Genomic DNA, 25,322 nt, shown 5'->3' with positions numbered 1-25,322 from the left:
TGGCTGGTTATTTTTTTGTAAACTAATCGTCCCTTTATTGACACTTGTCCCTGCTTTTGCTATCATAAGAAAGGGAAACTAAAGAACTTTCTCCAAACTCAAAATGAGGCTGAGGTCCGCAGGTGGCGGGGCAGTCAATTTGAGTTTTATTTTCGTGTTTTCACTTCCGCGGTGCAGAGATGCCGCAAGAATCCTGAGGAGGAATTCACTAATGATTGAACGCTACACCAACCCGGAGATGGGCCATCTTTGGTCTATCGAGAACGAATGGCAGCAGATCCTGAATGTTGAGCTGGCTGCCTGCGACGTTATGGCAGAGCTGGGCGAGATTCCCGTCGAGGCTGCGAAGAACATTCGTGCCAAGGCAAAATTCGATGTGAAGCGCATCCTGGAGATCGAATCCGTGACGCATCATGACATCATTGCCTTCCTGACCAACGTTGCCGAAAATGTTGGTGAAGATTCCAAGTATGTGCATAAGGGCCTGACGTCGAGCGACGTGAAGGACACCGCTTACTGCATGATGATGCGGGATGCTGCGGATATCATCCTCGATGACCTGCGCAAGTTCCGTGAGGTCCTGCGCCGCCGCGCCGTGGAATTCAAACATACGCCCTGCATTGGCCGTACGCATGGCATCCATGCTGAGCCCATGACATTTGGTCTCAAGATGGCTCTCTGGAGCGCAGAGATCGAACGCGATATCGACCGCGTCGAGCATGCCAAGAAGAGCGTTTCGGTCTGCAAGCTTTCCGGTGCTGTGGGCACGTATTCCAACATCGATCCGGAAATCGAGCAGCGTGTAGCCAAAAAACTGAATCTTACGCCAGTGCCGCTGGCAACGCAGGTTATCCAGCGTGACCGCCATGCTGAGTTCGTGACGACTTTGGCTATCGTTTCCAGCACGCTGGAAAAAATCGCTACGGAAGTCCGCAACCTGCAGCGCACGGATATCCGCGAGGCCGAAGAGTATTTCTCCCCGGGGCAGAAGGGTTCTTCCGCTATGCCGCATAAGCGCAACCCCATCAACTGCGAACGCATCTCTGGCATGGCCCGCCTCGTACGCGGCAACGCCGTGGCAGCACTCGAGGATATCACGCTCTGGCATGAGCGCGATATCTCCCATTCCTCCGTTGAGCGTGTGATTCTGCCGGATAGCACGATCAACGTGGACTATTGCACCCGCAAGCTCACGAACATCATCGATAAGCTGCTGGTTTATCCGGACAAGATGCTTCACGATATGGAACGCACGGGCGGCCTCATCTACAGCCAGCGCATCATGCTGAGCGTTGTCAGCAAGGGCGTGCTGCGTGAAGATGCTTACAAGTGGGTGCAGCGCAACGCCATGAAGCGCTGGATGGAAGGTCAGGATTTCCGCACGAGCGTGGAAAATGATCCGGACATCACGAAGTACCTGACGAAGGAAGAAATCGATGATTGCTTCGATTACAAGTATTTCCTGCGTCATGTCGATATGATTTTTGAACGTTTCGGACTTTGATTTTGTGTGAATCAGGTCATTAAGGAGAGAGACATATGTCAACAGTAGTAGTAACCGGTACCCAGTGGGGCGATGAAGGCAAGGGGAAAATCGTCGATTATCTGGCCCAGCAGGCCGATACGGTGGTACGCTTTCAGGGCGGCAGCAACGCCGGCCATACGGTCATGGTAGACGGCGAGGCTTATAAGCTGCGCCTGATGCCGTCCGGCATCCTGTTCAAGGGTTCCCATTGCATCGTAGGCAATGGCGTGGCTTTTGATCCCATGGTCATGCTCGAGGAAATGGATGGTCTGGCTGAAAGAGGCGTTGACCTGTCCGGCATCCGCATTTCCAACCGTGCCCATGTGGTGCTGCCGTATCACCGTCTGATGGATGGTATTGGCGACGAAGCCCGCGGCGACAACAAGATCGGCACCACGAAACGCGGTATCGGCCCCTGCTACATGGACCGCGACAACCGCATTGGCATCCGCGTCTGCGATTTGATGGACGAGGAAGAATTCGCCAAGCGCCTCAAGGAAAACCTCGAAATCAAGAACAAAGAGCTCCAGCTTCTCTACGACCATGAGCCGCTGTCCTATGATGAGATCCTCAAGGAATACCTGAGCTATGCAGAGCGCCTGCGTCCCTATGTCTGCGATACGATTGCGCTCCTGAATGACGAAATCAAGGAAGGCCGCAAAATCCTCTTCGAAGGCGCACAGGCTACGATGCTCGACATCGACTATGGTACCTATCCGTATGTTACGGCTTCCCATCCGATTTCCGGCGGCGTTGGTGTAGGTGCTGGCGTAGCTCCCAATAAGATCGACAAGGTCGTAGGTATCGTCAAGGCTTACTGCACCCGCGTCGGCGAAGGTCCCTTCCCGACGGAGCAGCTCAATGCTATCGGCGAGAAGATCCGTGAAGAAGGCCATGAATACGGCGTCGTTACGGGGCGTCCCCGTCGCACGGGCTGGCTCGATGCCTGCGTAGTGCGTTATGCCGGTCTGATTTCCGGTATCGACTACATGGCTGTTACGCGTCTCGACATCCTCGACAACTTCGAGGAAATCAAGATGTGCGTGGCCTACAAGTACAAGGGCGAAATCCTCAACGAGATCCCGGCCAGCCTCAAGGTGCTGGCTGAGGTTGAACCGGTCTACGAGACCTTCGAGGGCTGGAACACTGATATCAGTAAGGTGCGCAAGTACGAAGACCTGCCGGAAAATGCGAGAAAATACCTCGAACGCATGGCAGAAGTGACCGGCATCAAGCTGGGCATCGTCTCCGTCGGTCCGAACCGCGATGAGACCATCGTGCTGGCCAAGGATATATTTTAAGCATGGAATAGAATAGGCTGTCGCCCCTTTGGGGGCGGCAGCTTTTGCATTAAAGGAGTTTTTTATGGCAGCAAAAAAAGTATATGCCGTGCGCAATGGCCGGCAGACGGGCATTTTCACCAGCTGGGCCGAGTGCAAGGCGCAGGTGGATGGCTTCCCCGGTGCGCGCTACAAGGGATTTACCGATCCCAATGAGGCCAATAAGTGGCTGAATCTGGATTATGTACCGCCCTATGGCGGCGGTGCGCCGCAAGCCAAGGCCGCGCCGCAGCCGGAGGTGGCTGCGCAGTTTGACGATGCACCGGATTATATCATCTATACCGATGGTTCCTGCCTGCGCAATCCCGATGGTCCCGGCGGCTGGGCGGCCGTGATTGCCGACCAGATCGAGGGAAAGCTTACGGAACTGCATGCCGGTGAGGCCAGCACGACCAACAACCGCATGGAACTTACGGCGGCATTGAAGGCGCTGACCTTCGCCCGTCCCGGTTCGGTCATCGACCTCTATACCGACAGCCAGTATCTCAAGAACGCCTTTACCAAGAACTGGCTGGCGGGCTGGAAGCGCAAGGGCTGGGTGACCGCTGCCGGGACGCCGGTGAAGAATCAGGACCTATGGCAGCAGCTCGACGCGGCTTTTGCTCGCCAGAAGGTGCGTTTTCACTGGGTGAAAGGCCATGTGGGCGTCGCCCAGAATGAACGCTGTGACGAACTGGCCAAGTCTGAAGCGATGAGGTTTATGTGATAACAGCAAAAAACCACCCGTCAGGGTGGTTTTTGTCGTTGTATATGGTCTTATTGGGCGCTGCCCATGAGGATCAGGCGGCAGCCCAGCGCAAACATGGCCAGGGAGAGCAGGGCCAGGATGACCTTGGATTTGGTCTTCTTGGAGATCTTTGCACCGAGCTGGGCCCCGATGGCGGCACCGATGGATATGCAGATGGCGGGCACCCAGATGATGTGGTCGAGCATGAAGTGGGAGACCACGCCAAAGGCGGAGGAGCAGGCCAGTACGAAGTGGGAGGTGGCCGTGGCCATATGTACCGGGAAACCTAAGAGGTAGATCATCAGGGGCACATGGATGACGCCGCCGCCGATGCCGAAGATACTGGAGAGGAAACCCACGCCGAAGCTGGAGAGGATACCAATCCATTTGTTATAGGTGAAGCCGGGCGGCAGACCGTCCACGTCCACCGGCGGTTTGCGCCGGCTGTTGATATACATGATGGCGGCCATGAACAGCAGGAAGATGCCGAAGTAGAAGTTCAGCATGGGCTGATTGAATTGGTCGACGATATAGGAGCCGAAGAAGGCGCCGGGCAGGGTGGCGATAGCAAAGGGCACAGCTGCCTTGAAGTATACGCGCTTCTGCCGGATATAGGCGATGGTGCCGGACAGGGCATTGGCCATGACGATGACCAGGGAGGTGCCCGTGATCTGCGCCGCTGTTTCAAAGTACGGATGATCTGTGCCCGCAGACAGGAACAGGATGAAGATGGGCACGCAGATCAGGCCGCCGCCGATACCCACCAGCGTACCAAATGTGCCTACGCACAGACCGAGCAGCAAGAATAATAGGATTTCCATGAAGGCCTCCTTGTAAATAGTGATAAATTTAAAAAAAGGGCAGGATTTTTGTCCTGAATTGCGAATACAACTTAGTATAGCACAAATAATATTCCAGCATAAAGGAGGGCAGTTGAAGATTTACTAGGAAAAGTTTTCGCAATTATTCTAAATTTGCTAAAATGAGGTGACGATTCATGGTTACATTCTTGGTGGCTTTGTGTGCCCTGATCGGGGGCTATTTCGTTTATGGTAAGATCGTGGATAATGTGTTCGGTCCCACCGATGCGCAGACACCGGCATTGGTCCACAATGATGGGGTTGACTATATCCCGCTGCCCACATGGAAGGTATTCCTGATCCAACTGCTGAACATTGCCGGCCTTGGTCCTATCTTTGGTGCTTTGGGTGGTGCTATCTGGGGGCCAAGCGTCTATCTCTGGATTGTCTTCGGTACGATTTTCGCCGGTGCAGTCCATGACTACCTGTCAGGCATGATTTCCTTGCGCGAGGATGGCAAGAGTATCTCCGAGGTGGTCGGCCACCATATGGGGCCCACGATGCTGATGATCATGCGCGTGTTCTCCGTCGTGCTGCTCGTGCTCGTCGGTACTGTATTCATGACGGGGCCGGCAGGTCTTTTGGCCAAGCTGACTGGCGTAGCTGTTACGATCGTACTGCCCTGTGTGCTGGGCTATTATTTCCTGGCCACGCTGCTGCCAATCGATAAGCTCATTGCCCGCTTCTATCCGCTGTTCGGTATCTGCCTTATCGTGATGGCCTTGGGCATCATGGGCGGCATGCTCTTCGGCGTAGGCGGTCATACCATGCCGGAACTGACCTTGCAGAACCTGCATCCGGCTGGTCCGGAAAAGATGCCAATCTGGCCGCTGATGTTCATCACGGTGGCCTGCGGCGCAATCTCCGGCTTCCATTCCACGCAGTCGCCAATCATGGCCCGCTGCCTGAAGGATGAGCGTTTAGGCCGTCCGGTATTCTATGGTGCGATGGTTTCCGAAGGCATCATTGCCCTGATCTGGGCTGCTGCTGGTGTCACGTTCTATGATGGCACGGGCGGTCTGGCTGCAGCCATGAAGGCTGGCGGCGCTGGTACGGTTGTTTATGATATCTGCGTGGGCTTTATGGGCTCCGGTGTGGGCGCAGTCCTCGCGATGCTCGGCGTTATTGCCTGCCCGATCACCTCTGGTGATACGGCTTTCCGTTCTGCCCGTCTGACGCTGGCTGACTGGTTTGGCATCAATCAGGATCAGGCAGCCAAGCGACTGATGTTTGCTGTGCCCCTGCTGGCTGTCGGCGGTATCCTGTCCCAGATGGACTTCAACATCATCTGGCGTTATTTCTCCTGGACGAATCAGACGCTGGCCATGATCGTGCTCTGGACCGGTGCGGTTTATCTCTATCGTACGAAACCGGGTTCCGGGGCCTGGAGGATTCCGTTCGTACCCGCAACGTTCATGTCGGCTGTTTCCTGCACCTACATCCTGCAGGCACCGGAAGGCTTGCAGCTATCCACCAGCATTTCCTATCCGGTGGGTATTCTCTTTGCCATAGTATGCGTAGCGCTTTACTATAAGACCACTTTGGGCAGCAAGGCCTGATGCTGGTATGGGAGGGGTTTTTTATGAAAGAATTTATGGATAAGGATTTTCTCTTGGAGACGGAAACGGCTAAAACACTCTACCATGAACATGCTGCTCCCATGCCCATCTATGACTATCACTGTCATGTGAATCCCCGGGAAATCGCCGAGAACCGGGAATTCCGCAATATCGCGCAGGCCTGGCTGGGCAATGATACCTATAAATGGCGCCTGCTACGCAGCAATGGCGTGGCGGAAGGCTGCGTGTCCAGCACGGAGGTATCTTCGCGAGAAAAATTCCAGTACTTTGCCGAGAGCCTGCCCCGGGCCATCGGCAACCCGCTGTACCATTGGACACATTTGGAGCTCAAGCGCTATTTTGACTGCGATCTCGTGCTCAATGGGGAGAATGCGGAGAAGATCTGGGATATATGCAATGAGCGGCTGCAGTCTGCGGACATGCGGGCGCATGGAATCATCCGCCAGTCCAATGTACAGGTCCTCTGCACCACGGATGATCCGGTCTCGGATTTGAAATGGCATAAGAAGATCAAGGAAGAGGGCATCTGCCCGGCCAAGGTCCTGCCCACGTTCCGGGCCGATCCCATCCTCAATATCGAGGAAGAGGGCTGGGATAACTATATGCGTTATGAGCTGGGCGAAGTCACGGATATGGATGATATATCCACCATGCAGGATATCCGGGATGCCCTGTTGAAGCGGCTGGATTATTTCGAGGCCAATGGTTGCCAGATTGCAGACCATGCCCTGCCGTATATGGTCTTTGCTCCGGCCAAGGAGTATGAGCTCGATGATGTGGTGGGCAAGGTCATCAATGGCAAGGGTAGTCCGTCCAAACTGGCCATGGAGCAGTACAAGACGGCAATCCTGCTGTTCCTGGGCAGGGAATATGCCCGCCGGGGCTGGGTGATGCAGCTGCACTATTCGGCGCTGCGGGATGTGAATTCCCGGCAGTTCGAGATCCTGGGGCATGACAGCGGCTTTGATGCGGTGGACAAGAATAACTGCGCTCCGGCGCTGGCTAAGTTCCTGGATACGTTGGACAAGGAGGGCTGCCTGCCGCGCACGATCATCTCATCCCTGAATCCGGGGGACAATGCCGTCATTGCTTCGCTGCTGCCGGCGTTCACGGGGACCGAGGTCCTCGGTAAGGTGCAGCAGGGAGCGGCCTGGTGGTTCAACAATAACAAAGCGGGAATCGAGTCCCAGCTGCGGACGCTGGCCAGCATCTCGGTGCTGGGCAATACCATCGGCGCGCCGACGGATTCCCGTTCGCTCTTGTCCTTCTCCCGCCACGAGTACTATCGCCGGATCCTCTGCAATTTCATCGGCAATCTGGTGGAGAACGGCGAGTATCCGGCAGATATGAAGGTATTGGGGAAATTGGTGGAGGATATCAGCTATAACAATGCCTGTCGTTATTTTGCCTTTTGAGGAGGTAAAAGATGCCCAAGAAAGCCAAGAAGAGCGTGGAGAACAATGAGAAGGCGGTCAAGTTCCAGGAATTCCTGATCGAGAACAACATCAATGTCTTCAGCACGGAATCCATGGATGATGACTATGCCACAGTGCTCTTCCGCTCCCGTATCGAAGCCCGGGGGCAGATCCTGCCGATGGCCATCCTGATCGATACCAGCATCTTCACGGTGATCCGCACGCAAATCATCAGCGGTCTGCCGGAGGATAAGAAGCCCCGCATCAAGGAGTACCTGAACGGCCTCAATGCACGTTATAAGAGTTTTAAGTATTACGTCCATGAGGATGGCAAGGTCTATCTCGACATCTGCCTGCCCTTCGTAGATGAAACCTTTGACAGCAAGATGATCCAGCTGATGCTGAGCGTGTTGGTGCAGCATCTCGAAGAAGTATATGATGAATTCATGGCGCAGGTCTGGGGTAAGTGAATCGCAAAAGTGAATAGCAAGAAAGTCAGCCTTCGGTAAAAGACCGAAGGCTGACTTTTTATTCGTATGATGTATTACTTGTCAGCTAACAAGAGCTTCAGGGCTACCTGCTTCTCTACAGGGAGTTTCTGCAGCAGCTTCAGCAGCTGGGGATCGATGCCTGCCGGTTCCTGGGCGGCGGGCTTTTCGGTTTCGACATTCGCAGCCAGATTGTTGAGTTCCTCAATGCGGATGTTGAGAGCGCCACAGATTTTCAGCACGTTGTCCATGGCAGCGCCGCCGATGGAGCCGTTGAGGATGGACAGGAGCGTGGTATAGGGCATGTTGATTATCTTGGCGAAGTCCTTCATGGTGTAGCCGTGGGACTTGATCAGGGCTTTGATATAGTCTTCTCTGCTCATAAGCTTGAATCCTTTCCTTGTCGTGGAAATCTCTGCTCTTATTCTACAATCATGTGCCCAAAAAGAAAAGCCCTTCTGGAAAGAAAAGCGGGAAAACATATTATCAATAAAAATAACGATAAAAAATAATAAATAAAAATCATATTTCGTATTGACTAATATGGAATTCTGTTGTAGTATAGTCATGTAAACGAAATATAGTGTTTAAAACGAGCACAAAAACGAAATACTAATGTTATGTGAAAATAACGAAATAACTAACGAAATGAAATTCGGTGTTTATGCTCGTTGTCCTTATAGATATTATCGATTGAAGATTATTTATTAACAAAATAGTCGTTATATTTTCAATCATGATAATAAAGAGTCAAGAACTCGCAATGTGTATTATTCCGGAGAGGATGAGAGTACGATGGAAAAAGCAACGGTCGTTGTGATAGGCGGTGGAGCCACAGGCGTGGGCATCCTGCGCGACCTTTCCATGCGCGGCGTGGATACGCTGCTGGTTGAGAAATGCGACCTGGTGAATGGCGCCAGTTCCCGCTATCATGGGTTGCTGCACAGCGGTGGCCGCTATGCGGTAAAAGATCAGGAGGCCGCCCGGGAGTGCATCATTGAAAACCAGATCCTGCGCAGGATCGGCAAATCCTGCGTGGAGACGACCGGAGGCATGTTCGTAAGGCTCGACATTGACGATCCGGCCTATGAAGAAGCCTGGGTGAAAGGCTGTGCGGAGAGTGGAATCGAAGCCACGCCGATTACCCGGGAAGAAGCGTTCCGCCTGGAGCCGCTGCTCTCGAAGAATGTGGAGTCGGCTTATCTCGTACCGGATGCCGCCATTGATGGTTTCCGCATGAGCTGGCAGAATGTCGAGTCCGCCAAACGTTATGGCGGCCGCAGCCTGACCTACCGCGAGGTCATCGGCATTGAGCAGGAAAGTGGGCAGCTCAAAGGCGTGAAAGTACGAAATACCATAACCGGTGAGGAAGAATTCATCGAGTGTGAGATTGCCATCAATGCTGCCGGCGGCTGGGCCGGCAAGGTCGCCGCACTGGCTGGTCTGGAAGTCGGGGTACAGCCGGACAAGGGAACGCTCTTGGCCTTCAATCAGCGGCTGACCAACCATGTGGTCAACCGCCTGCATAAATCCTCCGATGGCGATATCTTCGTGCCGCATGGTTCCATCACGATCCTGGGCACCTCGTCCATGAGCATCCCGGATCCTGAGGATACCAGCACTTCCCGCGAGGAAGTAGAGAATCTGCTCGCGATTGGTGAGAAGACTTTTGAGCATCTGCGTGACTACCGCATGCTGCGTGCATTCGCCGGTTCCCGTCCGCTCTATATTCCGCCCGGAGGCGTGAAAGGGCGTGGCGCATCCCGCGGGTTTGCCATCGTCGACCATGAAGATGACGGCCTCAAGGGCATGTTCACCATCGTGGGCGGCAAGTTCACGACCTACCGCCTGATGGCCGAGAAGATGGCCGACAAGGTCTGCGCCAAGCTGGGCAATACGGCTCCCTGCCGTACTGCCGAAGAACCGCTGGTGCCGGAAGTCAGCGAGGATGCCAAGAAGGCAGCCCGCAAGTACTTCCCGGCCTATGGCACGGATCTGGCTGCTACCCGCTTAGGGCCGGAACGCTTTGCCAAAGTGGTGAAGCGGCTGGCAGAATCCCCGGAAAAGCGGGAACTGGTCTGCGAATGCGAGAATGTCACGCTGGCCGAATTCGAAGAAATCGCGCAGGAGGATTCCTGCTATCAGATCAACGATATCCGCCGCCGTACCCGCGTGGGTATGGGCACCTGCCAGGGCAACTTCTGTGCCCTGCGCTCGGCCGGGCTCTTTGCCCAGTATGGCCGGCAGAAAAGAGCGGCGGAAACACTTACTCGCATGAAGGAATTCCTGCAAGGGCGCTGGAAGGGCATCCGTCCGGTGCTCGTCGGCAGAACGCTGCGGGAAACGGAAATGACACGGGCTCTATATGAACTGTCCTTTCATGTGAATGGAGGCAAGACGGAATGAAACATGCGGATACCCTGGTAATTGGCAGCGGCCTTGCCGGCCTGATGGCGGCCCTGGTCAGTGCCAATCAGCGAAAAAAAGTAACCCTGCTCACCTGTGGTTCGGGTTCGCTTTCCTTGAATAGTGGTGTCATTGACGTATTAGGCTATGACGAAAAACACGATTATGTAGAATGTCCCAAAGAAGCCATCAAAAGCCTGCCGGCCGAGCATCCTTACAGCAAGATCGGCATGGAAACGGTGGAAAAGGCTGTGAACTACTTCCTGGATTTCACGCGGGATTACGGTTTTCCGTACCGTGGCTCTTTGGACCATCAGCTGCTGGTTCCCACGGCTGTGGGCACGATGAAGCCCACCTGCCTGGCACCGCACTGCCTCGATGGCACGAGCCTGCATGGCGAGGAAAACATCGTGATCGTGGGCATCAAGGGGCTCAAGGACTTCTATGGCAATATCCTGCAGGATAATTTGCAGCATTCCCTGCAGGGGCAGACGAAGTTCCCTATCGTGGAAGTGGATACGCCGCTCCTGGGCGGCCGTGATATCACGACAATCGATGTGGCCCGCTGGCTCGACAGCCAGGAGGGACGTGATTCCGTCGTGGAACAGTTGAAGCCTCATGTAAAATCCGACAATACGGTGTTCCTCGTACCGCAGGTGCTCGGCACGAAAGGTCAGGAATGTGCGGCGTACCTGCATGAGCAGCTCGGCGCCGAGCTCATCGAGACCACCTGCCTGCCGCCGTCGGTCAACGGTCTGCGCTTGCAAGCCATGCTCAAGCGGGCGCTCAGGGACCTGAATGTGGAAATCGTGGAAGATACCAAGGTCCTGCGCGCAATCAGCGAGGGCAGGAAGGTCACGGGCGTGACAGCCAAGGCTTCCGTCCGCGAAAAGACCTACTATGCGGATAAATTCATCCTCGCTACCGGCGGTCTCTACAGCGGCGGCATCACGGTGCGGGAGTTTGAGCACCCTAGAGAAATGATCTTTGACCTGCCGGTCTATATTGAAGCTGGCGAGGAAAACTGGAGCAATGCCGAGCTGTTCTCCGACAAGCCGCAGGGCTTTGCCAAGACCGGTGTACGCACGGATAACGACCTGCGGCCGGTGGATGAGAATAATCAGCTGGTTTATGAAAATGTCTATGTTGTAGGCAATAGCCTCGGCGGTTATGATTTCTGCTTTGAGCATTCCGGCAACGGTGTGGCGTTAGCTTCGGCTTATAAAGCCGCATTGATGTGAGGAAGGAGAGACTTTGGCGATGCGTGATATCAGTAAGAAAATTGAAGAGATGGAAACGGCACGTTCAACAGCCGACCATTGCCTGTCCTGTACTTCCTGCATGTCGAGCTGCCCGGTGATGGAAGCGGAAAAGAGCTACCGCGGTCCGAAACTCGTGGGCCCCGCCCATAGCCGCATGCATTTTTCCCAGGAGGATTTTGAAGAGAGCCTGGATTTCTGCTCCAACTGCAAGAGCTGTGACCGTGCCTGCCCCTCGGGGGTGGCCGTATCCACGCTGAATATGCTGCAGCGGGCCAAATACTACGAGACGCATGAGCATTCCCGGCGCGACGATATGCTGGCCCATGGCGAGCGCATGGCTAAACTTGTCCGTGCCCTGCCCTTTGGCGCTGCCTTTGCCAATCTGGGCATGAGCATCGGTAAGGCACTCGGCGTGTTCGGAGCGATGGGGATGGCTGGCGAGCGCAATATGCCGGCGTATGCTTCGGACAGCTTCATGCAGCTGTTCAAGGGAATCAAACAGCCGCAAAGTCAGAAAAAGGTTGTGTTCTTCCCGGGCTGCTTTATCAATCAGAATGAACCGCAGGTGGGCGTGGCCTTTGTCAAGGTCATGAACGCCAATGGCTATGAGGTTCTCGTGGATGAGAAATTCAACTGCTGTGGTTCGCCGATGGTGGTCACGGGCTACCTCGCTGAAGCCCATGAACATGCGGAGAACAATGTCAGCCGCATCCTCGAATGGAAGCGGCAGGGCATTCCGGTGATTGCCTGCTGCACGAGCTGCTCGCTGATGCTCAAGCAGGAATATCATGAACTCTTCAACGAGGAAAAGATGCATGAGGCGGGCGAAAACGTCTATGACGCCTTTGAATTCCTGGAGATTCTCGCGGAAAAAGACGAGCTCAATACAAGTTTCCAGCAGGTGGGCGAAAAGCTCATGTATCATGTCCCCTGCCACCTCAAGAGTCAGGGCTTCGGTGTCCCCGCAGCGAAGATCCTGGCACAGGTTCCCGGTGTGACCGTGGAACAGGCCGATGCCGGCTGCTGCGGCATGAGCGGCAACTACGGCTTCAAGGGCGATAAATATGCTATCTCCATGAAGATTGGCGAAAAGCTCTTCGCCCGCATCGAGGATGCTAAGTGTGACGAAGTCATCTGTGACTGCGGCACTTGTAGGTTACAGATCCAACATGGGACGCAGGCCAGGACCTGTCACCCCGTTGAGATATTAGCTAAAGCTTATGGTAAATAGGAGGGAGGATTTTCGATGATTCGGAGAATTGTACTGATCTGTTCTGCTGGTGTGTCCACCAATATGCTGGTGCGCCGTATGGAGCATGAGGCGGCAAGGCTGGGGTATCCCTGCTCGGTGACGTTCTATCCCATTCAGGAAGTCAAGGAGGCATCCCAGTTTGCTGATGTCATGCTGCTGGCTCCCCAGTCGGCATTTGAACTGCCGGAGCTGCAGGTCAGGTATCCTAACGTCAAGTCAGCGGTTATTCCCAAGGATCTCTATGCCGGCATTGATGCCGTCAAGATCCTGGACCTGGCACAGAAGATCGTCGGGGACTATTAAAGGTTATTATGGATTTCTTAATCTTAATCTGAGTCTTGATTGACTTCACAAGAAAGTAGAGGGGTTTCACAATGGCAAAGAATTATGTAATGGCTTTGGATGCAGGTACGACGAGCAATCGCGCGATCATTTTCGACAAGAACTCGAAGATCGTCGGCGTTTCCCAGAAGGAATTCACCCAGTACTTCCCGGAACCGGGCTGGGTTGAGCACGATGCGGATGAGATCTGGAGCTCCATGACTACGGTCATGAAGGAAGCTCTCGAGCAGTCCGGCCTCGTAGCCAGCGATATCGCAGCAATCGGTATCACCAACCAGCGCGAAACGACGGTAGTGTGGGATAAGAACACGGGGCGTCCTGTGTACAATGCCATCGTCTGGCAGTCCCGCCAGACGGCGCCCATTGCGGAAGACCTCAAGAAAAAAGGCCTTGTGGATGAGGTCAAGGATAAGACTGGTCTTCTGATTGACGCTTATTTCTCCGCCACGAAAATCAAATGGATCCTCGATAAGGTGGAAGGTGCCCGCGAAAAGGCAGAAAAGGGCGACCTGCTCTTCGGTACGATCGATACCTGGCTGATCTGGAAGCTCACGGGCGGCAAGGCTCATGTCACGGATTACTCCAATGCTTCCCGCACGATGCTCTACAACATCAACGAGCTCAAATGGGATGACGCACTCCTGGGTTACCTCGATGTGCCCAAATCCATGCTGCCGGAAGTAAAACCGTCTTCCTGCGTATACGGCGAAACCATTCCGTCCATCCTCGGCGCACCGATTCCGGTAGCCGGTGCTGCCGGTGACCAGCAGGCTGCTCTCTTTGGCCAGAACTGCTTCGAGCCGGGCATGGCTAAGAATACCTATGGTACTGGCTGCTTCATGCTCATGAACACGGGTACGGAAATCCATAAATCCAAGAACGGCCTCGTAACGACCATTGCCTGGGGCCTCGATGGCAAAGTGGAATACGCACTCGAAGGTTCCATCTTCGTAGCTGGTTCCGCTATCCAGTGGCTGCGCGATGGCGTGCGCATGGTGGATTCCGCTCCGGACTCTGAATGGGTGGCCAAGAAGGTCAAGGACAACGGCGGCGTCTATGTCGTACCGGCTTTCGTGGGGCTCGGCGCTCCGTACTGGGATATGAATGCCCGCGGTGCCATCATCGGCATCACCCGCGGCACGACGAAAGCCCATATCGTCCGTGCAACGCTCGAATCCCTGGCTTATCAGACACGTGATGTCCTGGAAGCTATGGAAGCTGACTCCGGCGAAAAGCTCTCCGCCCTCAAGGTGGACGGTGGTGCCGTAGCCAACAACCTGCTCATGCAGTTCCAGTCTGACCTACTGGGGGTTCCCGTTGACCGTCCGCAGATCACGGAAACCACGGCTCTGGGCGCTGCTTACCTGGCTGGTCTGGCTGTTGGTGTCTGGACGAACAAGGAAGAACTCAAGAGCAGTTGGAAGCTCGATTCCCGCTTCGAATCCCAGATGGAAAAGACGGAAGCAGATCGCCTCTACAAGGGCTGGCGCAAAGCCGTCAAACATTCCATGAATTGGCTGGATGAAGAAGAATAAAACTGGGAAGGCTTGTTAAGCAGATAGTAAAGGTGGGCGGGCATGCCCACCCACCTGCTATATAGCTATAATTCATTATAAGAAAGAGGGATTATCATGGTAACAGGTACGGAAAACTTGTTGGGTGAGTTCATGGGCACAATGGTGCTGCTCGTTTTTGGTTGCGGCGTCTGTGCGAACATGACACTGACCAAATCCAAAGGCCAGGGCGGCGGGTGGATCTGCATAGCCTTCGGCTGGGCATTTGCCGTTACGTTGGGTGTATTCACCGCGACGACGCTTGGTGCGCCGCAGGGTGACCTGAACCCAGCTGTTACGCTGGCCAAGATGATGGCTGGCATCTATACTTTTAACCAGTTCCTGATGACTTCCATCGTGCAGCTGCTCGGTGGTATCGTTGGTGCTGCTATCGTATGGCTGGCTTATCTGCCGCATTGGGCTGAAACGGAAGATCCGGCAGCCAAGCTCGGTGTTTTCGCTACCGGCCCGGCTATCCGCAATCCGGCAGCCAACTTCATCTGCGAAACGATTGCTACCTTCTTCCTGATGTTCGTCATCTGGATGATTTTCTCCAAACCGGTTGGTGCTCTTGTTCCGGGCTATGGCCCCTACATCGTTGGTATCCTGATCCTGGCTCTTGGCCTTTCCCTGGGCGGCCCCACGGGTTATGCCATGAACCCCGCCCGTGACCTTGGCCCGCGCATTGCGCATGCCATCCTGCCGATTGCCGGCAAAGGCAGCTCCGACTGGGGCTATGCCTGGATTCCCGTTGTGGCACCGCTCTGCGGCGGCCTCATCGCCTATCTGGTAGCTTCCAGCTGCGGCGTGCTCTAAGAAAATTCTCCTAAGTTCATTTTTCCCCTAAAGATTCCATAACAGACAAGGCGCTGTGTCATGAAAAACATGAACACAGCGCCTTTTGCTTATAGAAAGTTGTATTTATAATCACAATAACTATTATAAACACAAGAACAATGAGGAAAACTTAAGGCAATAAAAGTATAAACACAAGCATAGATATTATAAATACATTTACATTAGAAATAAAGCAGAATAAAATAATAGATAGTAATTACAAATCAGCTTAAAGTACAGAAAGGTGTGGTTCAAGCATGGGGTGGAAAAGTAAGCTGAGTTTATTGCTGCTTGTGGGGCTTATTTGTTTTCTGATTATTCCGGCTGGTAATACCATTGGGAATGGCAAGCGGATTGTCAGGATTGCTCATTCGCAGTCAGAGAAACATCCGGAGCATATCGGCTTGTTGGCCTTCAAGAAGCACGTGGAGGAAAAGCTGGGCGATAAGTTTGAAGTGCAGATTTTTCCCAATGAGCTGCTAGGGGGACAGAAAAAAGCCATTGAGCTGACGCAGACCGGTGCGATTGATTTCATCGTAGTGGGTTGTCCAAATGTGGAAACCATTGCCAGTGTCTATGAAGTGTTCAGTATGCCCTATCTGTTTGCCTCGCAAAAAGCTTATTTTGATACGATGCGGGATGAGGAGTATATGAAGAAGATATATACATCCACGGATGAGGCTGGTTTTCGCGTGATGACCTGGTATAATGCAGGCATTCGCAGTTTCTATGCGAAGGAGAAAATCGAAAAGCCTGAGGATATGCAGGGCATGAAACTGCGCGTGCAGCAGTCTCCGGCCAGCATTGCGATGGTCAATGCCTTCGGCGCGGCAGCAACCCCGATGGCCTTTGGTGAAGTTTACACCGCAATCCAGCAGGGGGTTATCGATGGGGCTGAGAACAACGAACTGGCCATCACCAATAATAAACATGGCGAGGTCGCGAAGTATTACAGCTATACGAATCATCAGATGATACCGGATGTGCTTATGGCTAATCTGCGTTTTCTGCAGTCGTTGAGTCCGGAAGAACAGGAGGTATTTGCCGAGGCAGCCAGATTGTCTACGGATGTGGAATTGGAAGCCTGGGATAAAGAGGTGGAGAACGCCAAAAAGATAGCGCAGGAGGAAATGGGCGTGACCTTTGTCAATGTGGATATGACACCGTTCCGCGCGCAGGTCCTGGAACTGCATAAGGAGATGCTGGCTAAGAATCCGAATATCCGAGACATTTACGAGCATATTCAAACAATCAATGCAAGGGATACGGGGGCGAAAGAATGAATGGCATAAAGAAGATACGCAGTGTGTTGGATAAGAGCTTGTCCGTGATATGCAGTGCTATGTTTGCGGCGATTGTCTGTATTGGGACTTATCAGATCGTTACCCGTTATCTGTTCAATAGTCCGAGTACGGTATCGGAAGAACTGCTGACTTATACGTTTGCTTGGATGGCTTTGCTGGTATCGGCGCTGGTCTTTGGCAAGCGGGAACATTTGCGGGTTTCGGTATTTGCAGACCGTCTCCAGGGACAGGAGCGGAAATGGCTGGAAATATGCATTGAAATCATGGTCGTGGCCGTAGCGCTGGTGGTATTGCTCTATGGCGGGTTGACTATCATGGAACTCACGATGTCGCAGAAAACAGCATCGCTGGGCATACCCATGGGAGCTGTTTATGCCGTTGTACCCCTGACAGGGATGTTGATCAGTATTTATGGTGTTTGCAATATCATGGACCTATGGAAAGAGAATATGCAGGGCAGCAGATAATCTTGTGCAGAAATGAGGCGTATGTATGAGTGTGGCAATTCTTTCCGGGATCATTATTCTGTTGGCATTGGTGGTGCTGCTGGTAGTGGGGATGCCCATTGCGATGGCACTGGCCATCGCATCCATTCTGGCCATCCTGCCGGTCTTGAACTTTGATGTAGCGGTACTGACCGGAGCACAGCGGATATTTTCCGGGATTTCGATTTTTTCCCTGCTCGCCATTCCGTTCTTCATCCTGGCGGGCAATATCATGAACCGGGGCGGCATCGCGGTTCGCTTGATCAATCTGGCCAAACTGTTTACGGGCCAGACGCCGGGAGCGCTGGCTCAGACCAATGTGGTGGCGAATATGATGTTCGGTTCCATATCCGGTTCGGGAACGGCGGCGGCTTCGGCTATGGGTTCGATGATTGCCCCGATTGAGAAGGATGAGGGCTATGAACCGAGTTTTTCGGCAGCGACCAACATCTCGTCGGCGCCTTCGGGGCTGTTGATTCCACCCAGCAATGTGATGATTACCTATTCGCTGGTCAGCGGTGGTACTTCAGTGGCGGCTCTTTTCATGGCTGGGTATATCCCAGGGCTGCTCTGGGGATTGGCCTGCATGAGTGTGGCCTATATCCTGGCTCGTCAACACGGCTATCGGGCCGAGCATGTGTTTGCCTCGAAGGAAGCATGGAAAGTGATGGCCGATGCGATTCCCTGCCTGTTGTTATTGGTGGTGGTTATTGGCGGCATCATTACTGGCGTCTTCACGGCTACGGAAGGCTCGGTGGTGGCGGTTGTTTACAGCCTGCTGTTGTCGATGTTCTGCTATCGTTCCATTAGTGTCCAGGATCTGCCGCACATCTTTGAGGAAAGTGCAGAGATGACCGGCATCATTATCTTCCTGATCGGCACGTCCAGCATCATGTCCTGGGTTATGGCGTTCACCAATATACCTGAGGCCGTTTCGGCTGGTCTGTTGGGCTTGACGGATAGCCATTTCCTGATCCTGCTCTTCATCAATGTTATTTTGTTGGTGGTGGGGACCTTCATGGATATGACGCCGGCTTGCCTGATCTTTACCCCCATCTTCCTGCCCGTGTGTATGGCGATGGGAATCAACCCCATTCATTTCGGCATCTTCATGATCTTTAATCTGTGCATCGGGACCATCACCCCGCCGGTGGGCACGACACTGTTTGTCGGGGTGAAGGTTGGCGGCGTGGAACTGGAGTCCGTTGTCCGGTGGCTGCTGCCCTTCTTTGCAGCCTTGGTTATCGCGCTTCTGCTGGTAACCTATATTCCGGAACTGTCGCTCTGGTTGCCGGGGCTGATGGGATATGTGAAGTAAACAAATGTAATCGGTGGTTGAAAACGGGATTGTCCCTTCAATAATATCCATACATAGAAAAGTGCCTGCGAGAAAACGTTGTTTGTTTTCTTGCAGGCACTTTTATTGACTACAATATTATGCGGTGGTATTTGCTTCTGGCATAGCCAGATAGTCATGTCCTTCTTCGCCGAAGAGGTGTTCTGCGGCGAAGAATCTTACGGGGACGATGGTCAGCAGACCTGTCAGCAGGAAGGCAAAGGCAACCGGGAGCAGAGCCAGGATGCGCAGGGTTTCATAGAAGGTTTTGCCATTGGCAATTTCCTTGGACATCAGCTGCCAGAACAGTGCTATAATAGCTAAGCCCTCAATCAGGCCAATGAACAGTGTTAAGGACATGGCGCTATCGGAAGTTCCATTGAGAGCAGTATAGAACATGATAACTCCGGCAAAAATCATCAGAATCAGGCTCAGGAAATAGCGGAAGATGTAATTCTGATAATTGGCAAAGGGTTTGAAGTATTTGCGGTTGACATAGATGGAGGCGATTACCCAAAGTGCCAGCATCGCGGGGCTGATCACGGCCTGGAGAATGCCCAGCAGAATCAGGCAAACCAATGAACAGGGCAAGAGGCGGAGCATGAAGTGCCAGACCTTGTTCTTATAATAGATGTAAATGGTCAGCACAAGCAGGGCCAGGGAGAATACGATCTGCACCAAGGACAAGGGCAGGACCAGGAAATCCAGTGAGGCATCCGGGACAACCAATGCGGCATCGGCAGCGAAATTGACGAGATTGAAGACCAGCAGGAACAGCATATACTTATTGCAGCGGTCTTCTTCGGTGGAAAGGAAATTTTTCCAGTTCATACTTAACGTACTCATTGTAACCTCCTTAGGAAACATGAAAATAAAATGAAAATGAAAACAGTTTGTATTATAGCAAGGCGGTATTAAAGGGCACTTAAAAATAATGAAAAATTTCATTAAAAAAGCAGGACTTTAGTCCTGCTTTTGGCTTAGTTACGCCGCACTTTGGCAAAATTCAGTTCGGGGATATGTTCGATCAGGTTCATATTGTGGGCCATCTGATAGAAGGTCCTGAGGCCTTCGATATATTCTTCGCTCAAATCCCATTTTATGGTGTTATAGAGGTAGCTGTCGAGCTGCTCATAGGTGAAGGGCTTATCCTTCAGGATGGAGTTTATGACCGTCTCCTTGTTTTCCGGATATCGCTGGAAAGACTTGTGTACCCGGTCGTAGATGAGCTGCAGCATTTCCGGGGAGTTTTCGGCGAAATCCTTGTTCACCACCCAGAGGGCATAGACCATCTTCTTGCCCGTGAGTTCCTGCCATTCTTTGCCCAGATCGTAGTAGTAGAGGCCTTCTTCCTGATGATGGTAGCACCAAAGGGCATCGTCACCGATCAACAGGGAGGCGGTGGCGTCTTCAGGTATGGGAGACTCTGGCGCCACATGACGTACATAATAGTTGGGGATGGCGCCATGGCTGCGCAGGATGATCTTGAGCAGGCAATGGGAGGTAGCGCTCTTGGCGGTCAGGATGATCTTGTCATCGCGGAGCTCATGGATGGGCTTCTTGGAAATCAGCAGGATGCTCTGCACGGCACCGTCCGTGCTGACGCAGACATCCGGCAGGATCACGAGCTTTTCGCTGTGGCGGGCGTAGACGATGGAGGAGCAGTTGCTCATATCCAGACGCCCGTTGATCAGGTCGTTATTGAGAATGGCGGGCACGCCGCGGGTGATGGAAAGGCCTTGGGCGGCGCCATGGTTGTAGCTGTAGGAAAGAGGCAGTACGTTCAGAAAATCGATATGGCCGACACGTGGGCAGGTCATAGCTATTCCCCCTTTGTAAAAGACTTCCCTTCCATTATACACGGAAGGCAGAATAAGGAAAAGGAAAAATGACGTGACAATTATCAGAAAAAAGTGAGGAATATTGACTTTGTGCGCATTTTGCGTTAAAATTGTTTGATGTAATCAACTTAACATAAGATGGTTTTCATAAATAGGGGGAGGAATTTGAGATGGATGAATATGTAAATTGGGGGCGCTGGTTTTCAATCCTGCATCGTCGGTCGCAGCTGTTTGTGGTGGAGGCCTGCCAGAAGTTTGGGCTGACCTTTTCCGAGTACATCATGCTGATCCGCATCTATGACCATGAAGGGGCCAAACAGGATGATCTGGCGGCGATGCTTTATCTGGACAAGGCTGTGGTAACACGCACGATCAACCTGCTGGTGGACAAGGGCTTTATCTACCGCGAGGCTGATGCCGGTGACCGCCGCATCCGCCACATCTATCTGACGGACTTTGGCCGCGAGCAGCATGAATTCCTGCGCAATGTCATCCAGGGCTGGGTGGATTATCTGGTGGAGGACATGGACAAGGCGGAAGTCAAGGAGCTCTTTGAAGGCTTCCATAAGCTGGTCGAGAAAGCCTGCGATGCCGACCTGGTGGAGCTGGCCAAGCATTTGCCGACAGGGGGCGCCGTGCGTGAAAAACTTTAAGGTTTTAACGGCTGCGCTGCTGGCGTTGGCCTTGTTGGTCACGGGCTGCGGCAAGCAGGAACAGGCCGCGGAAAAGCCGGTGCTGGTCAAGACGCAGCAGGCTGGCGTAGGGGCCAATGTAGAAAGCGGTGATTACGCCGGTACGGTGAAAGGGCGTCATGAGACGAATATGTCCTTCCAGGTGGGCGGACAGATACTCGCCCGCAATGTGCAGGCGGGCAGCCGCGTCCGGGCTGGCGATGTGCTCATGGTCATCGATGCCCGCGATGTGCAGCAGCAGTCCAATCAGGGGGACGCTCAGGTAGCGTCGGCCCGTGCGCAGTTGGATCTGGCTGAGAAAAATCTGGAACGCTACAGCCAGCTCTATCAGGAAAACGCTGTGTCCAAGGCGACGCTCGACCAGTATCAGACCAATTATGATGCGGCCTTTGCTGCCTATCGCAGCGCTTTGGCCCAGCAGAATCAGGGGCATAATGCCTTAGGCTATACGAATCTCATTGCTGGTGCCAATGGCGTGGTATCCGCTGTTTCGGCTGAGGAAGGGCAGGTCGTAGCGGCCGGCCAGACCGTACTGACATTGGTGCAGACCGGAGAAATGGAAGTGGAGATTTCCGTGCCGGAAAACAAGGTCAGCGAACTGAGCCTGGGCATGCCGGTGTCGGTGAATTTCTGGGCGCTTAAAGGCCGGGCTGACGGCAGCATCCGGGAAATCTCGCCCATGGCCGATGCAACCACTCGCACCTATAAGGTCCGGGTGGCCATCCCACAGCCGCCGGAAGGCATGCAGCTGGGCATGACGGCCAATGTTTCCATCAAGGGAACCGCAGCTGGCGAAGCAGCGGAAGGTGCTGTCCTGCCGCTGGCTGCGGTCTTCCAGGATGGCGATACCCCGCAGGTATGGGTGGTCGGCGACGGCAACCAGCTTACGGCTAAGGCTGTGACGGTGGAAAACCTCGGCGATGACAAGGTGCGGGTAAGCGGCCTTGCCGCAGGGGACCTCGTGGTCACGGCTGGTGTCCATAAGCTCCATGAGGGGCAGACAGTGCGGACGGAGGCGGATTGATGCGGAATCTTACGGAAGTCTCCTTGAAGAACCGCACGCTCGTGTGGTATTTCATCATCATTACCGCCATCGGCGGCATCCTGTCTTATTTTCAGCTCGGGCGCATGGAAGATCCCCAGTTTACCATCCGGCAGATGGTGGTAACGGCAGCCTGGCCGGGAGCTACGGCGGAGGAAATGCAGGAGCAGGTCACGGACAAGTTGGAAAAGCGCCTGCAGGATACGCCGCATCTGAAGGAAATCAAGAGCGAGAACCGTCCCGGTCAGACGGTTATCTATGTCAAATTGGATGATACCATCCCTAAGGCCGATATCCGGCCGACATGGCGGGATGTGCGCAATTTCTGTGAGGATATCAAGAAGGACCTGCCAGAAGGCGTCTATGGTCCTTACTATAACGACCGCTTCGATGATGTCTATGGCACCATCTATGCCGTCACCGGTGAGGGCTATGACTATGAGGAACTGCGGCAGTATGCCGAGAAGACCAGGCGTCTGCTCTTGAACGTACCCAGTGTGCAGAAGGTGGAACTGATCGGCGAGCAGCAGGAAAAGATCTATGTGGAACTCGATACCATGAAGCTCAGTGAGCTTGGTATCAGCCCGCAGGTCATCTCGAATGCTCTCAAGACACAGAACGAAATGACAGCCGCAGCCAAGGTGGACACGGAATCGTCCAATGTCTACCTGCGCTTGTCCGGCCAGTTCGAGGATGTCAAGGCCATTGAGGAAACCCCTATCAGTGCCGGCGGCCGCAACTTCCGGCTGGGAGATATTGCCAAAGTAACCCGCAAGTTCAGTGATCCGGCTGATACGAAGATGTTCTTTGATGGGGAACCGGCGGTGGGGATTGCCGTGTCCATGGAGGATGGCGGCAATATCCTCGCGCTGGGTGAGAACCTGAAAAAACAGATCGCGGCGGTGCAGGCAGACCTGCCTGCCGGACTGGAAATACGTCAGGTGGCCAATCAGTCGGATGTGGTGCGTTCCTCCATCAATGAGTTCATCAAGACCTTGATGGAAGCCATCGTGATTGTGCTGGCGGTCAGCTTCATGTCGCTGGGCTGGCGTACGGGGATGGTGGTAGCCTGCTGTATCCCGCTCGTGCTTTGCGGCGTGTTCATCTGCATGTATGTGCTGGGCATTGACCTGCATAAAGTATCTTTGGGTTCGCTGATCATTGCGCTGGGACTGCTCGTGGATGATGCCATCATCGCCGTTGAGATGATGAGCGTGAAGCTCGAAGCAGGCCTTAGCCGCTTCGATGCAGCCTGCTTTGCCTTCAAGGCTACGGCAAAACCCATGCTGACCGGAACGCTCATCACCTGCGCGGGCTTCATTCCCGTGGCCTTTTCCCAGGGGATGGCCAGTGAGTTCTGCAGTGCTCTGTTCCCGGTCATCGGTATGGCGCTGGTGCTCTCGTGGATCGTGTCCGTGATGGTGGCACCGCTCTTGGGCACCTATATGATCCGGGTGAAGCCGAAAACGGATGAGACGGGGGAAATCAATCCCTATCAGAGCCGCTTCTATGTGGAATTCCGCAAGATACTGCGTGCCTTTCTCACCCATCGGCGGGCGGTACTGGGCGGCACGTTGGCCCTTTTCATCCTGTCACTCGTGATGATGCCGCATATCCGGCAGGAATTCTTCCCAACCTCCACACGCCCAGAGGTGCTGATGGAGCTGAAATTACCGGAAGGCTCATCCTTGGAGGCTTCGCAGGCCGTGGCAGACAGGATGTCGGTTTTCCTGCAGTCCCATGAGGATCTGTTGGAGAACTACGCCTGCTATGTGGGGCGCTATACGCCGCGCTTCGTGCTGACAGTAGATCCCAAGGCTGATGCGGACAATGTGAGCCATTTTGTCATGGTGGCCAAAGACGTGGAGGCCCGGGAAAAACTGGCGGCGGAGCTTAACAAGGCTTTCAATGAGGAGTTTTCCGATGTGCGGGCCAAGCTCCAGTACATCCAGACCGGTCCGCCGGCAGACTATCCGGTGATGCTCCGGGTGACGGGCTATAGCACGGCTCAGACCAAGGAACTGGCCCATAAGGTGGCAGATATTGTGGCTGCGGACAGCAATAACTACAATGTCAATCTGGATTGGAATGACAAGAGCAAAGTGGTCAAGTTAGAGTTGGATCAGGATAAGCTCAAAAGCCTTGGCTTGAGTGCACAGTCGGTCAAGCAGATGATCTACACGGAGGTCACCGGAGCAACGGCGGCGCAGTTCTATACGGGTGACCGTACCCTGGCGATTACCTTGCGCCTCTCCGTGGCGGACCGCAGTGATCTGGGCAAGCTGGGTAGCCTGCCCATCTATCTGGGCAGTGCGGGCTATGTACCGCTTGAGCAGATTGCCAAGATTTCCTATGGCGCAGAGGATGGTTTCATCAAGCGCCGTAACCTGATGCCTACCATTACCGTGCAGGCGGATATCCATAGCGGTACTGCCAATGACGCGACGAAAAAGGCCTATGAGGCGACTGAGGAACTGCGCAAGGACCTGCCTTTGGGCTGCAGCATTGAGCCGGCAGGGGCGCTGGAGGACAGCAACAACTCTTTGGGGTACCTGTTGGTGCCGATACCGGCCATGGTCTTTGTGATCATGACGCTCTTGATGTTCCAGCTGGACAGCGCCAAGCAGATGCTGCTGACGCTCTTGACTGCGCCTTTAGGCTTGATTGGTGTGGTCTGGGGCATGCTCATCACCGATTCGGCTATGGGCTTTGTGGCCGAACTCGGCATCCTGGCGCTGTTCGGCATGATCATCCGCAACTCGGTCATCCTGATCGATCAGATCAAGAAGCATATCGCCGAGGGGGAAACGCCCTATGATGCGGTGGTGGATTCGGCAATCCTCCGATTCCGCCCCATCATGCTGACGGCAGCGGCGGCCATCCTGGGCATGATCCCGCTGATGGCCAGCACCTTCTGGGGGCCGATGGCCGTGGCGATTTCCAGCGGACTTTTGGTAGCGACAATCTTGACGCTGCTGGTATTGCCGACGATGTATGCGGTGGCATACAAAGTAGAGAATAAATAAGATAATTAA

22 protein-coding genes are annotated in these 25,322 nt (G+C 53.9%); 18 read left to right on the top strand and 4 right to left on the bottom strand.

Annotated features, from left to right (window positions below; translation table 11 throughout):
• The first annotated feature begins 211 nt into the window (after positions 1-211).
• From purB to rnhA, 3 genes are all read left to right on the top strand, one after another.
• Entirely contained in the window at positions 212-1,504 is a 1,293-nt protein-coding gene (purB, locus tag BLQ59_RS11210; protein ID WP_074572979.1) for an adenylosuccinate lyase, read from the top strand.
• A gap of 35 nt (positions 1,505-1,539) precedes the next feature.
• Positions 1,540-2,826: an adenylosuccinate synthase gene (locus BLQ59_RS11205; protein ID WP_074572978.1), complete on the top strand. Its 1,287-nt coding sequence runs from the start codon at positions 1,540-1,542 to the stop codon at positions 2,824-2,826.
• 64 nt (positions 2,827-2,890) lie between these two features.
• Positions 2,891-3,571, top strand: coding sequence for a ribonuclease HI (gene rnhA / locus BLQ59_RS11200; RefSeq protein ID WP_074572977.1), 681 nt, complete (start codon positions 2,891-2,893; stop codon positions 3,569-3,571).
• A 50-nt stretch (positions 3,572-3,621) separates the two neighbouring features.
• On the opposite strand, the gene BLQ59_RS11195 is transcribed toward rnhA, so the two are convergent.
• Positions 3,622-4,413, bottom strand: coding sequence for a sulfite exporter TauE/SafE family protein (locus tag BLQ59_RS11195; RefSeq protein ID WP_074572976.1), 792 nt, complete (start codon positions 4,411-4,413; stop codon positions 3,622-3,624).
• A gap of 176 nt (positions 4,414-4,589) precedes the next feature.
• On the opposite strand from BLQ59_RS11195, the gene BLQ59_RS11190 reads away from it, so the two are divergent.
• From BLQ59_RS11190 to BLQ59_RS11180, 3 genes are read left to right on the top strand one after another with little or no spacing between them, the layout of a single operon-like run.
• On the top strand, positions 4,590-6,011 hold the full coding sequence (locus tag BLQ59_RS11190) for a carbon starvation CstA family protein (protein WP_074572975.1): 1,422 nt from the start codon (positions 4,590-4,592) through the stop codon (positions 6,009-6,011).
• Positions 6,012-6,034: 23 nt separating this feature from the next.
• The gene (uxaC, locus tag BLQ59_RS11185) at positions 6,035-7,447 is read left to right on the top strand and encodes a glucuronate isomerase (protein ID WP_074572974.1); all 1,413 of its coding nucleotides are present in this window, start codon (positions 6,035-6,037) and stop codon (positions 7,445-7,447) included.
• Positions 7,448-7,458: 11 nt separating this feature from the next.
• Entirely contained in the window at positions 7,459-7,917 is a 459-nt protein-coding gene (locus BLQ59_RS11180) for a type III secretion system chaperone family protein (RefSeq protein ID WP_074572973.1), read from the top strand.
• A 74-nt stretch (positions 7,918-7,991) separates the two neighbouring features.
• Here the strand turns inward: BLQ59_RS11180 and BLQ59_RS11175 are convergent, their stop codons facing one another.
• Positions 7,992-8,318 carry a helix-turn-helix domain-containing protein gene (locus tag BLQ59_RS11175; protein ID WP_074572972.1) on the bottom strand — a complete coding sequence of 109 codons (327 nt, stop codon included), beginning with the start codon at positions 8,316-8,318 and terminating at the stop codon, positions 7,992-7,994.
• Positions 8,319-8,730: 412 nt separating this feature from the next.
• Here BLQ59_RS11175 and glpA point away from each other — a divergent pair, with 412 nt between their 5' ends.
• The 9 genes from glpA to BLQ59_RS11130 all read left to right on the top strand — a co-directional run bounded on the left by glpA (position 8,731) and on the right by BLQ59_RS11130 (position 18,694).
• Positions 8,731-10,341: an anaerobic glycerol-3-phosphate dehydrogenase subunit GlpA gene (glpA, locus tag BLQ59_RS11170; RefSeq protein ID WP_074572971.1), complete on the top strand. Its 1,611-nt coding sequence runs from the start codon at positions 8,731-8,733 to the stop codon at positions 10,339-10,341.
• Complete coding sequence (gene glpB, locus BLQ59_RS11165; RefSeq protein ID WP_074572970.1) at positions 10,338-11,582, top strand: anaerobic glycerol-3-phosphate dehydrogenase subunit GlpB; 1,245 nt, start codon at positions 10,338-10,340, stop codon at positions 11,580-11,582. Before glpA ends, glpB begins: the two co-directional genes overlap by 4 nt.
• A 19-nt stretch (positions 11,583-11,601) precedes the next feature.
• Positions 11,602-12,834, top strand: coding sequence for an anaerobic glycerol-3-phosphate dehydrogenase subunit C (locus BLQ59_RS11160; RefSeq protein ID WP_256324662.1), 1,233 nt, complete (start codon positions 11,602-11,604; stop codon positions 12,832-12,834).
• Between the two features lie 15 nt (positions 12,835-12,849).
• Entirely contained in the window at positions 12,850-13,158 is a 309-nt protein-coding gene (locus BLQ59_RS11155) for a PTS sugar transporter subunit IIB (RefSeq protein WP_073088456.1), read from the top strand.
• A gap of 71 nt (positions 13,159-13,229) precedes the next feature.
• Entirely contained in the window at positions 13,230-14,732 is a 1,503-nt protein-coding gene (gene glpK, locus BLQ59_RS11150; protein WP_074572969.1) for a glycerol kinase GlpK, read from the top strand.
• A gap of 96 nt (positions 14,733-14,828) precedes the next feature.
• Entirely contained in the window at positions 14,829-15,566 is a 738-nt protein-coding gene (locus BLQ59_RS11145; RefSeq protein ID WP_074572968.1) for an MIP/aquaporin family protein, read from the top strand.
• A 278-nt stretch (positions 15,567-15,844) separates the two neighbouring features.
• Entirely contained in the window at positions 15,845-16,870 is a 1,026-nt protein-coding gene (locus tag BLQ59_RS11140; RefSeq protein WP_074572967.1) for a TRAP transporter substrate-binding protein, read from the top strand.
• On the top strand, positions 16,867-17,358 hold the full coding sequence (locus BLQ59_RS11135) for a TRAP transporter small permease (protein ID WP_014423381.1): 492 nt from the start codon (positions 16,867-16,869) through the stop codon (positions 17,356-17,358). Before BLQ59_RS11140 ends, BLQ59_RS11135 begins: the two co-directional genes overlap by 4 nt.
• 25 nt (positions 17,359-17,383) lie before the next feature.
• A complete protein-coding gene (locus BLQ59_RS11130) occupies positions 17,384-18,694 on the top strand; it encodes a TRAP transporter large permease (protein ID WP_074572966.1) in 1,311 nt (436 codons plus the stop codon).
• Positions 18,695-18,811: 117 nt separating this feature from the next.
• Here the strand turns inward: BLQ59_RS11130 and BLQ59_RS11125 are convergent, their stop codons facing one another.
• On the bottom strand, positions 18,812-19,558 hold the full coding sequence (locus BLQ59_RS11125) for a hypothetical protein (RefSeq protein ID WP_143005342.1): 747 nt from the start codon (positions 19,556-19,558) through the stop codon (positions 18,812-18,814).
• Between the two features lie 134 nt (positions 19,559-19,692).
• Positions 19,693-20,532: a menaquinone biosynthetic enzyme MqnA/MqnD family protein gene (locus tag BLQ59_RS11120; protein WP_074572964.1), complete on the bottom strand. Its 840-nt coding sequence runs from the start codon at positions 20,530-20,532 to the stop codon at positions 19,693-19,695.
• A 191-nt stretch (positions 20,533-20,723) separates the two neighbouring features.
• Here BLQ59_RS11120 and BLQ59_RS11115 point away from each other — a divergent pair, with 191 nt between their 5' ends.
• The 3 genes from BLQ59_RS11115 to BLQ59_RS11105 are packed head-to-tail and all read left to right on the top strand — an operon-like array spanning position 20,724 to position 25,313.
• Positions 20,724-21,206 (top strand): MarR family winged helix-turn-helix transcriptional regulator, encoded by a 483-nt coding sequence (locus BLQ59_RS11115; protein WP_074572963.1) that lies wholly within the window; start codon positions 20,724-20,726, stop codon positions 21,204-21,206.
• A complete protein-coding gene (locus tag BLQ59_RS11110; protein WP_074572962.1) occupies positions 21,193-22,269 on the top strand; it encodes an efflux RND transporter periplasmic adaptor subunit in 1,077 nt (358 codons plus the stop codon). The genes BLQ59_RS11115 and BLQ59_RS11110 overlap by 14 nt, the downstream gene beginning before the upstream one ends.
• Positions 22,269-25,313 (top strand): efflux RND transporter permease subunit, encoded by a 3,045-nt coding sequence (locus BLQ59_RS11105; RefSeq protein ID WP_074572961.1) that lies wholly within the window; start codon positions 22,269-22,271, stop codon positions 25,311-25,313. The genes BLQ59_RS11110 and BLQ59_RS11105 overlap by 1 nt, the downstream gene beginning before the upstream one ends.
• Positions 25,314-25,322 lie beyond the last annotated feature (9 nt).

Origin of the sequence: Pseudoselenomonas ruminantium, assembly GCF_900104055.1 — a bacterium.
Lineage (GTDB): Bacteria > Bacillota > Negativicutes > Selenomonadales > Selenomonadaceae > Selenomonas_A > Selenomonas_A ruminantium_C.
The sequence above is the reverse complement of the archived record's forward strand: the minus strand, read 5'-3'. Positions and strand labels throughout refer to the sequence as shown.